Below are 16,477 nucleotides of genomic sequence, written 5' to 3' on the forward strand. Positions count from 1 at the left end.
GCCTACGGGTACGTTGGAGAGGGTGCGATTGATCTTCACTTCTCTGGTGAGTCATGGTCATCTCTATCCCCTACTACCGCTCGCCGTCGCCGCTCGCGACGCCGGGCACGAGGTCGTCTTCGCCACCGGCGAAGACATGCTGGCGGTGGTCGAAAAGGCCGGTCTGGCAGTGGAAATCGCCGGATTCGGGATGCGGGAGGCGTTCGAGTCGATCGCCGGGCCCGACGCTCCGAAACCCAACGCCTCCGACGCCCCGCCCGAATCGTTCAATCCCGTCATCGGCGAAGTGTTCGGAAATGCGCTGCCCCGGCGGTTCGTCGCCGATCTCACACCCCTGCTGGAACGGCACCGGCCGGATCTCGTCGTCTACGAAAGCGGCAACGCCGGTGGCGCCATCGCCGCCCACCTCGCCGGGATTCCCGCGATCGGGCACGGTTTCGGCCGGTTCTCGCCGGGTGACGTCATGGACGTCATCTACGGCCGCGTCGCGGAATTCGCCACGGAAGTCGGTTTGGGTGGCTTGAAGCTGCCGTCCTTCGGCGATCCCGTCGTCGACATCTGTCCGGAATCGGTGCAAGCGCCGGATTTCCTGGCCACGGCGACCCGGATCCCGCTACGTCCGGTCGGCTGGGCCGAGCCGGGAGACCTCCCGGCGGGTGTGGTCGGCCGGGACAAGAGCCGTCCGCTCGTCTACCTCACCCTCGGGACCGCCTTCGGTGACGAAGACGTGTTGAAGCGGGCCATCGGCGCCCTCGCGCGGCTCGACGCGGACGTCATCGTCGCGGCGGGCCCGACGGTCGATCCGGCGGCACTGGGCGAAGTCCCGGGCAATGTCCGGGTCGAGAGCTGGGTGCCGCAGGTCGAGCTCCTGCCGCACGTCGATCTCGTGGTCCACCACGGCGGCAGCGGGACGACGATGGGTGCCTTCGGCGCCGGGCTGCCGCAGCTGGTGCTGCCGCAGGGGGCGGACCAGTTCACGAACGCCGAGGCCGTCGTCGCGGCCGGGGTGGGCGCGCAGCTGATCGGTGCCGAGGCCGTCGAGGACGTCATTTTCGAGCAGGCGCGAAAGCTGCTCGCCGACGAGGCCGTCCACGGTGCTGCACGTCGGCTCGCCGACGAGGTCGCCGCGATGCCTTCGCCCGCGGAGGTCGCCCAGCGGCTTCCCGAGTTCGCCGGCTGAGAAGCGCCCCCGGATGTCATGAAAGGGTCGTTCAGGACGAAAAATGTCCTGAACGACCCTTTCATGACACATCTCAGGCGCGGGAGACGAGTTCCTTGAGCAGGGTGCCCATCCGGGTGGCGGACTGACGGCCCGCCTCGAGGACCTCTTCGTGGTTCAGCGGTTCCCCGGTCATCCCGGCCGCCAGGTTGGTCACCAGCGAAAGCCCGAACACCTCGACCCCGGCGGCGCGGGCGGCGATGGCCTCCAGCACCGTCGACATGCCGACGAGGTCGGCGCCGAGCGTCCGCAGCATGCGGATTTCCGCGGGCGTCTCGAAATGCGGCCCGGTGAGCCCCGCGTACACGCCCTCCTCCAGCGAAGGGTCGATTTCGCGCGCGATGTCGCGCAGCCGCTTCGAGTAGAGATCCGTCAGGTCGACGAAGTTCGCGCCGACGATCGGCGAGCGCGCGGTGAGGTTCAGGTGGTCGGAGATCAGCACCGGCTGCCCGACGCGGAAGCCCTCGCGCAGGCCGCCCGCGGCGTTGGTCAGCAGCACCGTCCTGGCACCGGCCGCCGCGGCGGTGCGCACGTTGTGCACGACCGGGTCGATGCCCTTGCCCTCGTAGAAATGCGTGCGGCCCAGCAGGATCAGCGCGCGCTTCTCGCCGACGCGGACCGACCGGACGGTTCCCCCGTGCCCGACCGCGCCCGGCGCGGCGAAGCCGGGCAGTTCGCCCAGCGGGATCTCCGCCTCGGGCTCCCCGATGACGTCCGCCGCCGGGCGCCAGCCCGAACCGAGCACGACGGCGATGTCGTGCTTCTCGACGCCGGTGCGTTCGGCGATGGCGGCGGCCGCCGCGACCTCGTTCTCACTCATGCGACGAGCGTATCCGGACGGTTCGCACGAGCAGGAACGCCACCAGCCCGAACGGGGACAGGAAGATCGTGAGCGCCAGGATCGGCCCGGTCACCAGCGGGTGGATCCGGTGCTCGCGGGATTCGAGGTACATCCAGCGCGCGATGAACAGGTCGAAGGCGATCAGATGCGCCCAGATCGTGGCCGCCCCGTACGGCGAACCGGTGAACGCGCCGAGCACGCCGAGGTCCGGCCTGCTGACCGCCGTCCAGAGCTCGCCGAAATGCGCGATCGCGAGCACGAAGTACGGGATCAGCGGCAGCAGCGGCGTCCAGGGTGACGCCATGATCCGGCGGGTCCACGACCAGCCCGGCAGGAGGATCATCAGCAGCCAGAACGGCGTCGCCAGCGGGAAGGTCCAGGTGAACAGGGTCTCGACGCTCATCGCAGCGAGGCCTCCAGCTCCCTGTCCTTCGCCGGCCGCCCGATCGCGATCAGCCCGCTAAAGGCGACGCCCGCGATCAGGAGGGCGAAGGCGGTGAGGGTCTGGCTGTCGGGGGAGACGATCGACTGGCCGCGCAGCGCCTGCCAGGTGAGCAACGCGAGCAGGCCCGCGTAGCCGACGCCGGCGATCACCACGAGCCGCAGCCGGAGGACGTCGTCGCGAAGCCGCGGGTAGCGCGCGGCCAGGACGCCGAGGACGAGCGCGAGCAGCGGAAGCGCCTGGAGGCCGTGCAGGCCGAGGAAATGCGGGATCCGCAGGTCGCCGCCGACGGTGCTCCAGCCGAGGATCGGCAGGCCGGGGCCGCCGTCGGGGAGGCCGACGGTATGCGCGCCGATCATCGCGGACTGGCCGGTCGCGTCGAGCAGGGCCTGCTGGTCCGGGGACGGGCCGCTCATCAGCGTCGCCAGCGAGATCCCGATCATGCCGAGGATCGCGCCGATCCGGGCCGCCCACGCCGTCGCGCGGTCGGGGATCCGGGTGAACATGACGGCGATCGTCAGGACGAGGTTGACCATCCAGAGCACGGCGATCATCCCGCCCATGACCTGGAAGATCGTGTTGTCGAGCGGCGTCGCGTTGTTGAAGTGGCTCGCGCGGACGCGGGCGGCCTGGAAGATCACGAGCGCGTATTCGGCGCCGAAGATCACGACGAGCACGTTCGCCAGCCAGCTCGCGGTCCGCCGGAACCTGGGCAGCAGGGAGACGAGCCAGCTCCAGGTGAAGAAGTACAGCGTGGCGGAGACGGCGAATTTGAACGGTTTCGCCCAGAGCGGGGCGCCGTTCAGCGTCCGCTGGTCGATCAGCATGGCCAAGACGCACAGCACGGTGATCACGGCGAAGGCCTGGGCGAAGCGATACGAACCCCGGTGCCAGGTGCGGGTTCTCTCGCGGAGATCGGTCAAGATGGTCATGGGTCCCTCCCAGAAATGGATAGTCAAGCTCTCCGTTATGGGAAGCTAAACTATCCATCCTGAGAAGTCTTCAGGGATGACCCTGGAACCGTCCCCGAGATGGGAGAACGCACGCGTGCGGATGGCCGAACTGAGCGAAAAAGCCGGGATCCCGGTCGCCACGATCAAGTACTACCTGCGGGAAGGACTGCTCCCGCCGGGCGAGCGGACCAGCCCGAACCAGGCGAAGTACGACGACGGGCACGTGCAGCGGATCAAATTGATCAGGGCGCTGATGGACGTCGGCGGCCTTTCGCTCGCGACGGTCGGCGAAGTGCTCGCCGCGGTCGACGCCGGGGAGGCCGGCCCCCACCACGTTCTCGGTATCGCGCAGCAGGGCATCACGACGTCGAAGCGGGTCGTCGACGACGAAGCCCGCGAGTGGGCGCTCGCTACGGTCCGCGACCTCGCCGACCGCCGCGGCTGGCCCTGCAAGGACGAAGACGACCTGGTCATCCAGGCACTGGTAAGCGTCCTGTGCACGATCCGCGAGGTCGGGCACGGCTGGTATCTCGAAAAACTCGACGCCTATGCCGAGATCGCCGACCGGACCGCCGACCTCGACCTCGAAGGGATCTCGGGGATCGAGTCGCTGGATCAGATCATCGAGATCGCCGTCGTGGAGACGGTTCTGGGCGACAGGCTGCTCTCGGTGCTGCGGAGGCTGGCACAGCAGCGCGCCTCGAAGGCGTACTTCGCCGGGCTAACCGTCGACGATGAACGACAAGGCGACCGGCTCGAAGATCCCGGTCTTCGCTGAGTTCTCCTGCTCGATCGTCGAGGTCACCGACAGGATCCACAGATCCGTGCCGCCGCTGAACAGATCCATGTACGTCGTCCGCGTGATGCTCTCGTTCACGGCGTCCCGGTTGCCGGCGGCACGCTCCGTCGTCCGGTACGTGTACCGCTGACTGTCGTCGCCCCGGCCGGGGACGGTGGTCGGCCCGCCGATGGGGGCGATCTCCGGATGCTGGCTCCTCAGCCAGCTGAAGTAGGCGGGCGGCGGGCTCTCGGCCAGGAAACCGCTCAGCCGCTCGACGCGGATGGCCTGACGGCCGTCGGGCGAGACGTACTGGACCACCGTGCTCGGCACACCCCTGGTGATATGCGGCGCGACGAACTTCTGCCAGCCCTCCGGGACACCGAGGCTGAACCGGCCGCCCTTGAGGCCGTTCACGGTGCTCGCGTCACCCTGTTGCGTGATCAGTTTCGGCGGCGGCTGGGTGATGATCGTGTCGCCTTGCTGCAGCTTCTCCGGCGGTCGCAGATCCTGTCCGCCGACGGCCCTGGCCAGCACGAAACCGCCGCCCGCGGCCAGCAGGAACAGGACGACCGACGCGAGCGCCAGCACCACGGTGCCCACCGTCGAGCGGCCGGGCCGCCGGGGCGGCGGTGGCGTGACGGTCGGCATCGGCGCGAGTTCGACGGGAGGAGCCGGCGCGGGCTGGTTGAGGAACGGCAGCGGACCGGGGTCTGCGGCGAGTTCCGAACTCGTGCCCTCGCCCGGTTTCTCCGGCGCGACCGGCTTGATCACCTGGGTGTCGGTGGCGTCGAGATGCGCGGTGGTCTTCTTACCGTCGGGCGTGTGGAACAGCTCGGCGGGGAAGAGGTCGATGAGCGTCTTGGCCTGCAACGGGTACAGCCGGCGCCGGACCTCACGCAGGGTGATCCGCTTCGACGGCTCCTTCTTCATGAGCGCGCCGATCACGTCGGCCAGCGGGCCGGGGCCGGGCTTCGGCACCTTCCCGTTGACGACCTTGCCGACCGTTTCGAGCGGGTCGCCGTCGGCGTCGTACGGCGGCGAGCCCTCGATGGCGGCGAACAGTGTCGCGCCTAGCCCCCACAGATCGGCGGCGGGGACGACGGCGCCGCCGGAAGCGACCTCGGGCGCGATGTAGGCGGGCGAGCCCAGCATCATCCCGGTGCGGGTCATGGTGGCTTCGGAGACGTTGCGCGCGATGCCGAAGTCCGTGAGCTTGATCCGGCCGTCACCCGCGACGAGGACGTTGCCCGGTTTGACGTCACGGTGGGTGATCCCGGCGGCGTGCGCGGCTTCGAGCGCGGACGCCACCGCGATGCCGACCGCCGCGGCCTGCTCGACCGTCAGCGGCCCGTGGTCGCGCAGGATGTGCGCGAGGCTGCGCGACGGCAGCAGCTCCATCACGACGAACGGTTCGTCGTTCTCGCGGGCGACGTCGTGCAGGATGATCACGTTCGGGTGGCTCAGGACGGCGATCGCGCGGGCTTCGCGCAGGGTCCGTTCGCGCAGTTCGTCGGCCTGCGACGCCGGGACGCCGGGCGGGAGGCGGACCTCCTTGACCGCGACGGGGCGGTGCAGGAACTCGTCGTAGGCCGACCAGACCGTGCCCATCGACCCTGATCCGATGACCGAGCGCAACCGATATCGCCCGGCGACTACACGCTTCTCGTCGCCGGGACTCTCGCTGGACTCGGTGGTGTCGGACGGCACGGCCCAATTGTGTCGTATGCCCGCGTGGCGGCCCTATGCGCCGTGCCCTGTCGGAATGAACGGGGCCGCCCGGACAGCGGCACCCGCGCGGTGCACTGCCGGGTCGTTTCGTGTGATCAGACGGACGACACACGTGACCGGCCGGACGGCACACGTGATCAGACGGACGACTCGAGGCGGAAGCCCGGCTCCGAGCGTGTCGTCCATTCCATCACGCGTGTCGTCCGTCTGATCACACGTGCCGTCCGGCCAGTCACGCGAAACCGCCGTTCACGACCGCCCGGCATCGCCCCCTAATCACCCCCTAGGCGCGACTAGCGTCACAGGTGGTGCCACTTGAGGGCCGTTAGCATCGTTGGCTATGACGGAAGTGGCCGAGACGGAGTCAGTGCCGACCCCTGGCGAGCCCGACGCGCCGGAAGAATTGGAGCTCGCGGCGGAGTTCCCCGAAGCGAGCCGGGAACAGTGGCGCGAGCTGGTCGCGGGCGTGCTGCGCAAGAGCGGCGCCATCGACGAGTCCTTCGACGGCCTGCCCGAAAGCAAGCTGGTCACGCGGACGTACGACGGCCTGGAGATCCAGCCGCTCTACACCGCCGAAGACACCGTCGACGGGACTGGCTTCCCCGGTCTTCCGCCGTTCGTGCGAAGCGCCCGGCCCGAGGGTGCGGTGACGACCGGCTGGGACGTCCGTGCCCGGTACGCGCGCCGCGACGCCAAGGCCACGAACGCCGCGATCCTCGCCGACCTCGAAGGCGGCGTCAGCTCGATCTGGCTGCGTGCCGGTGCGACCGGCGTTCCCGTCGCCGATCTGGGCGACGCGCTGAACGAGGTCTACGTCGACCTCGCACCCGTCACGCTTGACGCGGGCGAAGAGTACGAAGCCGCCGCGAACGAGTTGCTCACGCTCTTCGCCGAGCGCGAGATCCCGGCGAGCGCGGTCACCGCGACCCTGGGCGCCGACCCGATCGGCTCGACCGCGCGCACCGGCACCGCGCATCCGCTCGCCCCCGCCGCGGACTTGGCCGCGCGCGTCGCCGCCAGTCACCCGAAGGTGCGAACGATCGTCGCCGACGGCCTCCCGTTCCACGAAGCGGGCGGCTCGGACGCGCAGGAACTCGGCGCGGCCATCGCCGCGGGCGTCGCGTATCTGCGGGCACTCACCGAAGCGGGATTGGACGTCGACACCGCGGCCGGTCAGCTCGAATTCCGGCTCGCCGCCACCGCCGACCAGTTCCTCACGATCGCCAAGTTCCGTGCCGCGCGGCGCCTGTGGGCCCGCGTCACCGAAGTCGCTGGGGTCTCAGCCGGCAAGGGCGCGGGTATGCGGCAGCACGCGGTCACCTCGCCCGCGATGCTGACCCAGCGCGACCCGTGGGTGAACATGCTGCGGACCACGCTCGCCTGTTTCGGCGCCGGGGTCGGCGGCGCGGACGCGATCACCGTGCTCCCGTTCGACGCCGCGATCGGCCAGCCGGACGCGTTCTCCGCGCGGATCGCGCGCAACACGCACGCCGTCCTGCTGGAGGAGTCCAAACTGGCCGGTGTCATCGATCCGGCGGGCGGCTCCTGGTACGTCGAGAACCTCACCGACGAGCTGGCCAAGGCCGCGTGGCGCGAGTTCACCGCCATCGAGGCGGCGGGCGGGATCGAGGCGGAACTGGCCTCCGGCGCCCTCGCGGCACGGCTCGCCGAGACCTGGGAGAAGCGGTCGAAGCGGATCGGGACCCGACGCGATCCGATCACCGGCGTCAGCGAATTCCCCAATCTGAAGGAGAAAGCGGTCGTCCGCGACCCGCTCGGCGACCTGCCGGGTGGCGGCCTGCCGCGCTACCGGTACGCCGAAGCGTTCGAGGCGCTGCGAGACCGGGCGGACGCGCATCCCAGCCGTCCTCGCGTTTTCCTCGCCACCCTCGGCCCGGTCGCGGCGCACACCGCGCGGGCGAGTTTCGCGGCGAACCTGTTCCAGGCGGGCGGAATCGAGGCGGTGAACCCCGGTGCGCCCGAGGACGTCGTCGCGGAATTCCGGGCCAGTGGAACGAAGATCGCCTGCCTCTGCGGCAGCAACACTTCCTACGCCGAAGAAGCGGACAGCGTCGCGAAGGCGTTGAAGGAAGCGGGCGCGACGTCGGTGCTGCTCGCCGGGAAACCCGGCGACCACCCGGACGTCACGGGCTACCTCTTCACGGGCTGCGACGCCCTGGAAATCCTGACCGGCACGTTGAACGAGCTCGGAGTGCAGTGATGACCATCCCGAACTTCGCCGGAATCGAGCTCGGCAGCCCCGAGCCGGGCGACCGTCCTCAGTGGACCGAAGCATTGCACGCCGCCACCGGCAAGGGCCCCGACGCGCTCGCGTGGGAGACGCCGGAGGGTATCGGCGTCAAGCCGGTGTACACCGCCGACGATCTGTCCGGAGTGGACTTCCTCGGCACGTATCCCGGTGTCGCGCCGTATCTGCGCGGCCCGTACCCGACGATGTACGTCAACCAGCCGTGGACCATCCGCCAGTACGCGGGTTTCTCCACCGCCGAGGAGTCGAACGCCTTCTACCGCCGCAACCTCGCCGCCGGGCAGAAGGGCCTTTCGGTCGCCTTCGACCTCGCGACACACCGCGGCTACGACTCCGACCACCCGCGTGTCGCCGGTGACGTCGGCATGGCGGGTGTCGCGATCGACTCGATCTACGACATGCGCCAGCTCTTCGACGGCATCCCGCTCGACAAGATGAGCGTTTCGATGACCATGAACGGCGCCGTCCTGCCGGTGCTCGCGCTCTACGTCGTCGCGGCCGAGGAACAGGGGGTCACGCCGGACAAACTGGCCGGGACCATCCAGAACGACATCCTCAAGGAGTTCATGGTCCGCAACACCTACATCTACCCGCCGCAGCCGTCGATGCGGATCATTTCGGACATCTTCTCGTTCACCTCGCGGAACATGCCGAAGTACAACTCGATCTCCATCTCCGGCTACCACATGCAGGAAGCCGGGGCGACCGCCGACCTGGAGCTGGCGTACACGCTCGCGGACGGTGTCGAGTACATCCGCGCCGGGGTCGAGGCCGGGCTGGACGTCGACAAGTTCGCGCCGCGCCTGTCCTTCTTCTGGGCGATCGGGATGAACTTCTTCATGGAGGTCGCGAAACTCCGCGCGGCGCGTCTTCTGTGGGCGAAGCTGGTGAAGGGCTTCGAGCCCAAGTCGTCGAAGTCCCTGTCGTTGAGGACGCATTCGCAGACCTCCGGCTGGTCGCTGACCGCGCAGGACGTCTACAACAACGTCGTCCGCACCTGTGTCGAGGCGATGGCGGCGACCCAGGGCCACACGCAGTCGTTGCACACCAACGCCCTCGACGAGGCCCTCGCACTGCCGACCGACTTCTCCGCCCGCATCGCGCGGAACACGCAGTTGTTGCTGCAGCAGGAATCCGGCACCACGCGCGTCATCGACCCGTGGGGCGGCAGTGCGTTCGTCGAGAAGCTGACGTACGACCTCGCGCGCAAGGCGTGGGGCCACATCACCGAGGTCGAGCAGGCGGGCGGGATGGCGAAGGCGATCGACGCCGGCATCCCCAAACTGCGCATCGAAGAGGCCGCGGCGCGGACGCAGGCGCGGATCGACTCCGGCCGCCAGCCGGTGATCGGCGTCAACAAGTACCAAGTGACCGACGACGAGCAGATCGACGTGCTCAAGGTCGACAACGCGGGCGTGCGCGCGCAGCAGCTGGAGAAGCTGCGGCGGCTGCGCGAAGAGCGCGACGAGGACGCCACCCAGGACGCGCTGCGGCGGCTCACCGCGGGCGCCGAGTCCGACGGGAACCTGCTCGCGCTGGCCATCGACGCCGCGAGGGCGAAGGCCACCGTCGGCGAGATCTCCGACTCGCTGGAGAAGATCTGGGGGCGCCACTCCGGCCAGATTCGTACCATCTCCGGTGTGTACCGCGAGGAGGTCGGCAAGACCGAGAACGTCGAGCAGGCGCGCGAGCTGGTCGAGAAGTTCGCCGAGGAGGAAGGCCGCCGTCCCCGGATCCTGGTCGCGAAGATGGGCCAGGACGGCCACGACCGCGGCCAGAAGGTGATCGCGACCGGCTTCGCCGACATCGGTTTCGACGTCGACGTCGGCCCGCTGTTCTCCACGCCCGGCGAGGTCGCGCGGCAGGCGATCGAGGCGGACGTGCACGTGATCGGCGTTTCGTCGCTGGCCGCCGGGCACCTCTCGCTGGTGCCCGCGCTGCGCGCCGAACTCGCCGAGCAGGGCCGCGAGGACATCATCGTCGTGGTCGGCGGCGTCATCCCGCCGCAGGACTACGAGGAGCTGCGCGCGGCGGGCGCGGCGGCGATCTTCGGCCCCGGCACGGTGATCGCCGAAGCCGCGATCGACCTCATCGGACAGCTGACCGCCCAGGAGTCCTGAACCTTGCCGCGCAAGATCGACGTCGGGGCACTGGCCAAAGGTGTCCTCGCGGGTGACCGCGGCCTGCTGTCGCGGGCGATCACGCTCGTCGAGTCCAATCGGGACGATCACCGGGCGCAGGCGCAGGAGCTACTGGTCGAGCTGCTCCCGCACGCGGGTGGGGCGCGGCGCGTCGGCATCACCGGGGTTCCCGGTGTCGGCAAGTCGACCTTCATCGATCAGCTCGGCACGGATCTGACCGAGGCCGGGCACAAGGTCGCCGTGCTGGCCGTCGACCCGTCGTCGACGCGGACCGGTGGCTCGATCCTGGGCGACAAGACCCGGATGGCGCGGCTCGCGGTGGACCCGAAGGCGTTCATCCGCCCTTCGCCGACTTCGGGCACGCTCGGCGGCGTCGCGCGGGCGACCCGCGAGACGATCGTGCTGATGGAGGCGGCCGGGTACGACATCGTGCTGGTCGAGACCGTCGGCGTCGGGCAGTCCGAGGTGACCGTGGCGAACATGGTCGACTGCTTCCTGTTCCTGACCCTGGCTCGCACCGGCGACCAGCTGCAGGGGATCAAGAAGGGCGTCCTCGAACTGGCGGACGTCATCGCGGTCAACAAGGCCGACGGCGACCACGAACGCGACGCGAAACGCGCGGCTCGCGAACTGGCGGGCGCGTTGCGGATGATCTACGGCCGGGACGCCGAGTGGACGCCCCCGGTGCTGACCTGCAGCGCGCTCACCGACGTCGGGCTCGACGAGATCTGGGCCGAAATCGGGCGCCACCGTGACGTGCTGACCGCTTCGGGTGAACTGGACGGGCGGCGACGGCGGCAGCAGGTGGAGTGGACCTGGGCGATGGTCCGCGAACAGCTGCTCGGACGGCTCGCCGCGCATCCGGACGTGCGAGCGGTCGTTCCGGACGTCGAACGGGCGGTCCGGGACGGTGAGCTGACCCCGACGCTGGCCGCCCAACGGATTCTGGAGGCGTTCTCCGGTCCTCCGCGTGGCGGCTGACGCGGGAACCCGGCAGAGTGCAGAATCGGACTCGCGCTACGCCGACGAAAGGGAGTCATGCCGAAAAGGTCTCGTCTCGGGCAGCTGGCCGGGCTGGTCGCCGCCGGGCTGGTCGCCTGCGCTCCCGTCGCGCAGGCCGTTGAGATCCAGGCGCCCGCGCCGGTGATCATGCAGGCAGCGGCGGTGCACGAAGCGCTCGAGCAGGCGCCTCCGGGGCCGGTGCTCGACCCCGCCGAGACCGACAAGGCCAACAGCCAGGAGACCAAGAACAAGGTCATCGCGGGTATCGCCGCGGCCATCCTGCTCGGCTTGGTGATCCTCGGGCGCCGCTCCCGTTCCAAGAAGAAGAAGTCCTGAACCGCTACCCGTAAGTAGAAGGACTCTCCGCTTAGCCCGGGCCGAACTCTCGCAGCCGTTCATCGCAGATCCACTACCGGCCATCTCCGGCTCGATCACTCGACGAGCGGCTTGTCATCTGCATGGTGCACGATCTATCGCAAATGCGTATCACAGATCGAACGGCACCCAGCGTGCCTTCAGCGACCACTCGTACGGTGGTAGACGAAGGTGACTGTGTTGCGGGAGGAGGTGCGGCGTGACGGTGCTCGATTCACGTCCGGACATTCCAGGCGACCCCGAGGGTCGCGTCGTTGCCCCTATAGAGGCGCCCACCGCGCTGATCTCCGAGGCCGGCGTCAGCATGGCACCTGTGCATGATCTGGGTGCCGGGCGTGGCCCCTTCTGGCTCGACGACTGGCTCCGCGCGAACGCCACCGACGTCGTCGCGTGGCGTCGTCGCATCCACGCGCACCCGGAGCTCTCCCGCCACGAGTTCGCCACGACCGAAATGGTCATGTCCCTGCTCCGCTCGGTGGGGCTCAAGCCATGGGTGCTGCCCTCGGGCACCGGCGTGGTCTGCGACATCGGCAGCGGCGACCGCTGCGTCGCGTTGCGCGCCGACATGGACGCCCTGCCGCTGACCGAGGCCACCGGGCTCCCGTACGCCTCCAAGACCGACGGCGCCGCGCATATGTGCGGGCACGACGCGCACACGGCGATCCTCCTGGGCGCCGCCCGGGCGCTGGCGGGCGCGCCGGAGCTGCCGGGCCGGGTGCGGCTGATCTTCCAGCCCGCCGAGGAGGTCATGCCCGGCGGCGCGCTGGACATGATCGCCGCCGGCGCGATGGAAGGCGTCGAGCGGATCTACGGGCTGCACTGCGACCCGCGGCTCGAGGTCGGCAAGGTCGGGCTGCGCGTCGGCGCGCTGACCTCGGCCGCCGACCTCATCGAGCTGCGGCTCACGTCGCCGGGCGGGCACACCTCGCGGCCGCATCTGACCGCGGACCTGGTGCACGCGCTCGGCACCGTGATCACGTCGCTGCCCGCGGTCCTTTCGCGGCGTGTCGACCCGCGATCCGGGACCGTGCTGGTCTGGGGCGCGGTGCACGCCGGGCAGGCCGCGAACGCCGTCCCGCAGGACGGGGTACTGCGGGGCACGCTGCGCACGGCGGACCACGAGGTCTGGACGATGCTGGAGCCGCTCGTCGCGGCTTCGGTGGAGTCGCTGCTCGCGCCGACCGGGGTCGGGTTCTCCCTCGACTACCGCCGCGGCGTGCCGCCGGTCGTCTCCGATCCGGAGTCGCACGCGCTGATGCGGGCCGGCGTCGAGGCCGCGCTCGGCGAGACCGCCGTGGCCGGGACCGAGCAGTCGTCCGGTGGCGAGGACTTCGGGTGGTACCTGGAGCACGTCCAGGGCGCTTTCGCACGGCTCGGCGTGTGGTCCGGTGAAGGCCCGATGGCCGACATCCACCGCCCGACCTTCACTCTCGACGAGCGTTCGCTCCTGTGCGGAGTCCGCACGCTGGTCCACACCGCCCTGGCCACCCTGGCCTGAGTTCCGCTCCCAATCACGCGAGTTCCGTCTTCAATCACGCGAGTTCCGCCCCTGTGCACGGATGTTCGCCCTAACGGGTCCGGACATCCGCGCACAGGGTTATCCACAGCCTGGGCGAGTTATCCACAGCTCGGGAAATCGGGTCTTCCCAAGGCCGATCCGATCTTCGATTCTCGAAGACGTGATCAACTGGGGAGGACGTCATGGGGTGGTCTCGCGTAGTGAGGCCGACAGGATCTTGGGGCGGAGAGCCGTCCTCGAAGGCTTGGCGCGCGGCGTGCTGGTGCAGCCGTGGCGGGGCGTCGTCGTCCACGCCGCGGATCTGCTCAAGCTGCCGACGCTGGCGCAGGCGGCACTGCTCGCGATCGGGCCGCCCGCCGTCCTGTCCGGCGTCACTTCTCTTGCCCTGCATGGGATTTCGGCTGCGGAGGGCGCCGCGGTCCACCTGACCGTCCCGTACTCGAGACGGGTCGAATCGAGGTCAGGGCTCGTGGTGCACAGGGCGGAATTTCACCCGTCCGATATCGTCGAACTGGACGAACTTCCCGTGTTCTCGTTGGACCGCGCGCTGGCCGATCACCTCTGCGACGGTGCCGAACGAACAGCGTTCGCCGCACTCGAAGAGGCCATGCACAACCTCGCGCCGAACCATCGCGCGGTCCTGCACACCAACGTCCGGGATCGTCTTCTCGACCGCCGCGACCGGCGAGGTATCCACAGGGCACAGATGCTGCTCGCGCTCGCGACGGGCGAGGCCGAATCGCCGTCGGAGAGCATCCTGCGCTTGATCGTCGTGGAAGCCGGACTGCCGGTGCCGGTCGCCCAGTACGAGATCGGCACCATCGACGGGCGGAAGCTGTACGTCCTCGACCTCGCGTGGCCTGAGTTGCGTATCGCCCTGGAGTACGACGGCTACGCCGCTCACGAGGGCAGGCAGGACTACGACGCGGAGCGGGACGCCCGGATGGCGGCGCGCGGATGGATCACGATTCGTGCGACGGCGGCCGACCTGCGGGATCCGCGACGGTTACTGGCGGAGTTGCGGGGAGCGTTCGAGCGTCGTACGGCGCGACTCGCGTGATTGAGACCGTGATTCGCGTGATTGAAGGCGGAACTCGCGTGATTGAAGGCGGAACTCGCGTGATTGGGGGCGGAACTCGCGGGTCAGCCGGAGATGCCCTGGCAGGGGCGGGTGCGGAGGGCGTCGACGTAGTCGGCGGGGGCGCCGGCGGCCTCGGCCGCGTCGGCCAGCACGCCGAGGTAGCGCGCGGACGGGAGGCCGCCCTCGTAGGCGTCCAGGACGTACAGCCACGCCAGCACGGAGCCGTCCATGGTCTGCACGCGGAGGCGGATCTTGGAGTGGATGCCCAGCTCGCCGCCTTCCCAGCGGTCGAGTCCGGGCTCGTCCAGCGAGGTGACGTCGTACAACACCACGAAGACCCGGGAGCCCGGGTCTTCGACGATGGTCGCCAGCGCGCCTTCCCAGCCGAGGTCCTCGCCGCCGAAGGTCAGCCTCCAGCCCTCCAGCCAGCCGGTGCCGGCCATGGGCGAGTGCGGAGCGCGCTCCAGCATCTGGGCGGGCTCCATATTGGATCCATACGCGGCATACAACGGCACGGCGACAGCCTAGCGACCTACCGCTCACCCGGCTGGACGCACATGCCGTGTCCGGCCACTCAATCCGCCCAACGGTCGCCCGCGTACGGTAAACGCAGTCACAGACACCGCTGCGAGGAGGAGACCAGTGACCAAGATCGTGATCATGGGCGGAGGCCCCGCCGGTTACGAAGCGGCACTGGTCGCGGCCCAGCACGGAGCCGACGTCACCATCGTCGAACGGGACGGTCTCGGCGGCGCGTGCGTGCTCTACGACTGCGTCCCGTCGAAGACGTTCATCGCCTCCTCCGGCGCGCTCGCGAACATGCACGACCTCCGTGAGCTCGGCATCAACACCGACATGGCCGACACCAGCGTCGACCTGCCGACCGTCCACGGCCGCGTGAAGGGCCTCGCACTCGCGCAGTCCGCCGACATCCGCGCCCGCGTCCAGCGCGAGGGCGTCCGCGTCGTCATCGGCCAGGCTCGTTTCGACGACGAAGAGGCCGGTCTCGCCACGCACAAGGTCGCCGTCACCGCCCCCGACGGCTCGACCGAGGTGCTCGACGCCGACGTCGTCCTCATCTCGACCGGCGCCACGCCGCGGGTGCTGCCCGGCGCCGTGCCGGACGGCGAGCGCATCCTCGACTGGCGTCAGCTCTACGACCTGCGCGAACTGCCCGAGCACCTGGCCGTCATCGGTTCGGGTGTCACCGGCGCCGAGTTCGCCTCGGCCTACACCGAGATGGGCGTCAAGGTCACCGTCGTCTCCAGCCGCGACCGCGTGCTCCCGCACGAGGACGCCGACGCCGCCGCCGTGCTCGAAGAGGTCTTCTCCCAGCGCGGCACCACGGTCGTCAAGCAGGCCCGCGCCGACAAGGTCGAGCGCACCGAAAAGGGCGTCGAGATCCACCTCTCCGACGGCCGCGTGATCGAAGCCAGCCACGCGCTGATGACCGTCGGTTCGGTGCCCAACACCACCGACATCGGCCTGGAGAAGGTCGGCATCGAGCCCGGCCCTGGCGGCTTCATCGGCGTCGACCGCGTTTCCCGCACCAGCGCGCCCGGTATCTACGCCGCCGGCGACTGCACCGGGGTGCTCATGCTCGCCTCCGTGGCCAGCATGCAGGGCCGCATCGCGATGTGGCACGCGCTCGGTGAGGGTGTCGCGCCGATCAAGCTCAAGACCGTCGCCGCCAACGTGTTCACCCACCCCGAGATCGCGACCGTCGGCATCAGCCAGCAGGCGATCGACTCGGGTGAGGTGCCCGCCCGCACCATCATGCTCCCGCTCGCGACGAACGCCCGCGCGAAGATGGAAGGCCTGCGACGCGGTTTCGTGAAGCTGTTCTGCCGCCCCGCCACCGGCGTGGTCGTCGGTGGGGTGGTCGTGGCGCCGACGGCGAGCGAACTCATCCTTCCCATCGCGCTCGCCGTCCAGAACCAGCTCACAGTGGAACACCTGGCACTGACATTTTCGGTGTACCCGTCGCTGTCGGGGTCGATCACCGAGGCGGGCCGCCAGCTCATGCGGCACGACGACTTGGACTGATCTTCGTCGCCGAGCAACCTTCGCGGGGGTGCCCGCGTCTAGCGCGTGTCGGTGTTTCGTTGACAGCTAGGGGTTTTTCG

At 69.5% G+C, this 16,477-nt stretch carries 14 protein-coding genes; 9 read left to right on the plus strand and 5 right to left on the minus strand.

The genetic code is table 11. The features are described 5' to 3' along the window. Positions 1 to 22 precede the first annotated feature (22 nt). Positions 23 to 1,180 carry a glycosyltransferase gene (locus tag ACSMFO_RS30595; RefSeq protein WP_436461410.1) on the plus strand — a complete coding sequence of 386 codons (1,158 nt, stop codon included), beginning with the start codon at positions 23 to 25 and terminating at the stop codon, positions 1,178 to 1,180. A gap of 73 nt (positions 1,181 to 1,253) precedes the next feature. On the opposite strand, the gene ACSMFO_RS30600 is transcribed toward ACSMFO_RS30595, so the two are convergent. From ACSMFO_RS30600 to ACSMFO_RS30610, 3 genes are read right to left on the minus strand one after another with little or no spacing between them, the layout of a single operon-like run. Next, on the minus strand, positions 1,254 to 2,039 hold the full coding sequence (locus ACSMFO_RS30600; protein WP_073847445.1) for a purine-nucleoside phosphorylase: 786 nt from the start codon (positions 2,037 to 2,039) through the stop codon (positions 1,254 to 1,256). Beyond that, positions 2,032 to 2,463: an ABA4-like family protein gene (locus ACSMFO_RS30605; RefSeq protein ID WP_436461411.1), complete on the minus strand. Its 432-nt coding sequence runs from the start codon at positions 2,461 to 2,463 to the stop codon at positions 2,032 to 2,034. Before ACSMFO_RS30605 ends, ACSMFO_RS30600 begins: the two co-directional genes overlap by 8 nt. Continuing rightward, positions 2,460 to 3,434: a hypothetical protein gene (locus tag ACSMFO_RS30610; RefSeq protein ID WP_436461412.1), complete on the minus strand. Its 975-nt coding sequence runs from the start codon at positions 3,432 to 3,434 to the stop codon at positions 2,460 to 2,462. The genes ACSMFO_RS30605 and ACSMFO_RS30610 overlap by 4 nt, the downstream gene beginning before the upstream one ends. A gap of 76 nt (positions 3,435 to 3,510) precedes the next feature. Here ACSMFO_RS30610 and ACSMFO_RS30615 point away from each other — a divergent pair, with 76 nt between their 5' ends. Then, complete coding sequence (locus tag ACSMFO_RS30615; RefSeq protein WP_436461413.1) at positions 3,511 to 4,233, plus strand: MerR family transcriptional regulator; 723 nt, start codon at positions 3,511 to 3,513, stop codon at positions 4,231 to 4,233. Here the strand turns inward: ACSMFO_RS30615 and ACSMFO_RS30620 are convergent. Next, on the minus strand, positions 4,177 to 5,943 hold the full coding sequence (locus tag ACSMFO_RS30620; RefSeq protein WP_038519342.1) for a serine/threonine-protein kinase: 1,767 nt from the start codon (positions 5,941 to 5,943) through the stop codon (positions 4,177 to 4,179). The two genes, ACSMFO_RS30615 and ACSMFO_RS30620, sit on opposite strands and share 57 nt — an antisense overlap. A gap of 361 nt (positions 5,944 to 6,304) precedes the next feature. Here ACSMFO_RS30620 and ACSMFO_RS30625 point away from each other — a divergent pair, with 361 nt between their 5' ends. From ACSMFO_RS30625 to ACSMFO_RS30650, 6 genes are all read left to right on the plus strand, one after another. Then, complete coding sequence (locus tag ACSMFO_RS30625) at positions 6,305 to 8,185, plus strand: methylmalonyl-CoA mutase family protein (RefSeq protein ID WP_436461414.1); 1,881 nt, start codon at positions 6,305 to 6,307, stop codon at positions 8,183 to 8,185. Continuing rightward, positions 8,185 to 10,353, plus strand: a complete 2,169-nt coding sequence (gene scpA / locus ACSMFO_RS30630) for a methylmalonyl-CoA mutase (protein WP_038519340.1) — start codon at positions 8,185 to 8,187, stop codon at positions 10,351 to 10,353. Before ACSMFO_RS30625 ends, scpA begins: the two co-directional genes overlap by 1 nt. Positions 10,354 to 10,356: 3 nt before the next feature. Next, on the plus strand, positions 10,357 to 11,355 hold the full coding sequence (gene meaB, locus ACSMFO_RS30635) for a methylmalonyl Co-A mutase-associated GTPase MeaB (protein ID WP_038519337.1): 999 nt from the start codon (positions 10,357 to 10,359) through the stop codon (positions 11,353 to 11,355). A gap of 57 nt (positions 11,356 to 11,412) precedes the next feature. Then, positions 11,413 to 11,712 carry a hypothetical protein gene (locus ACSMFO_RS30640; protein WP_436461415.1) on the plus strand — a complete coding sequence of 100 codons (300 nt, stop codon included), beginning with the start codon at positions 11,413 to 11,415 and terminating at the stop codon, positions 11,710 to 11,712. Between the two features lie 238 nt (positions 11,713 to 11,950). Then, positions 11,951 to 13,249, plus strand: coding sequence for an amidohydrolase (locus tag ACSMFO_RS30645; protein ID WP_360092461.1), 1,299 nt, complete (start codon positions 11,951 to 11,953; stop codon positions 13,247 to 13,249). A gap of 238 nt (positions 13,250 to 13,487) precedes the next feature. Continuing rightward, positions 13,488 to 14,330 (plus strand): DUF559 domain-containing protein, encoded by an 843-nt coding sequence (locus ACSMFO_RS30650; RefSeq protein WP_436461448.1) that lies wholly within the window; start codon positions 13,488 to 13,490, stop codon positions 14,328 to 14,330. An 83-nt stretch (positions 14,331 to 14,413) separates the two neighbouring features. On the opposite strand, the gene ACSMFO_RS30655 is transcribed toward ACSMFO_RS30650, so the two are convergent. After that, positions 14,414 to 14,866, minus strand: a complete 453-nt coding sequence (locus ACSMFO_RS30655) for a gamma-glutamylcyclotransferase (protein ID WP_007031956.1) — start codon at positions 14,864 to 14,866, stop codon at positions 14,414 to 14,416. A 127-nt stretch (positions 14,867 to 14,993) separates the two neighbouring features. Here ACSMFO_RS30655 and ACSMFO_RS30660 point away from each other — a divergent pair, with 127 nt between their 5' ends. Next, positions 14,994 to 16,397 carry an NAD(P)H-quinone dehydrogenase gene (locus tag ACSMFO_RS30660; protein WP_016331316.1) on the plus strand — a complete coding sequence of 468 codons (1,404 nt, stop codon included), beginning with the start codon at positions 14,994 to 14,996 and terminating at the stop codon, positions 16,395 to 16,397. Positions 16,398 to 16,477 lie beyond the last annotated feature (80 nt).

The sequence above is a fragment of the Amycolatopsis sp. w19 genome (assembly GCF_051373225.1).
GTDB lineage: Bacteria > Actinomycetota > Actinomycetes > Mycobacteriales > Pseudonocardiaceae > Amycolatopsis > Amycolatopsis japonica.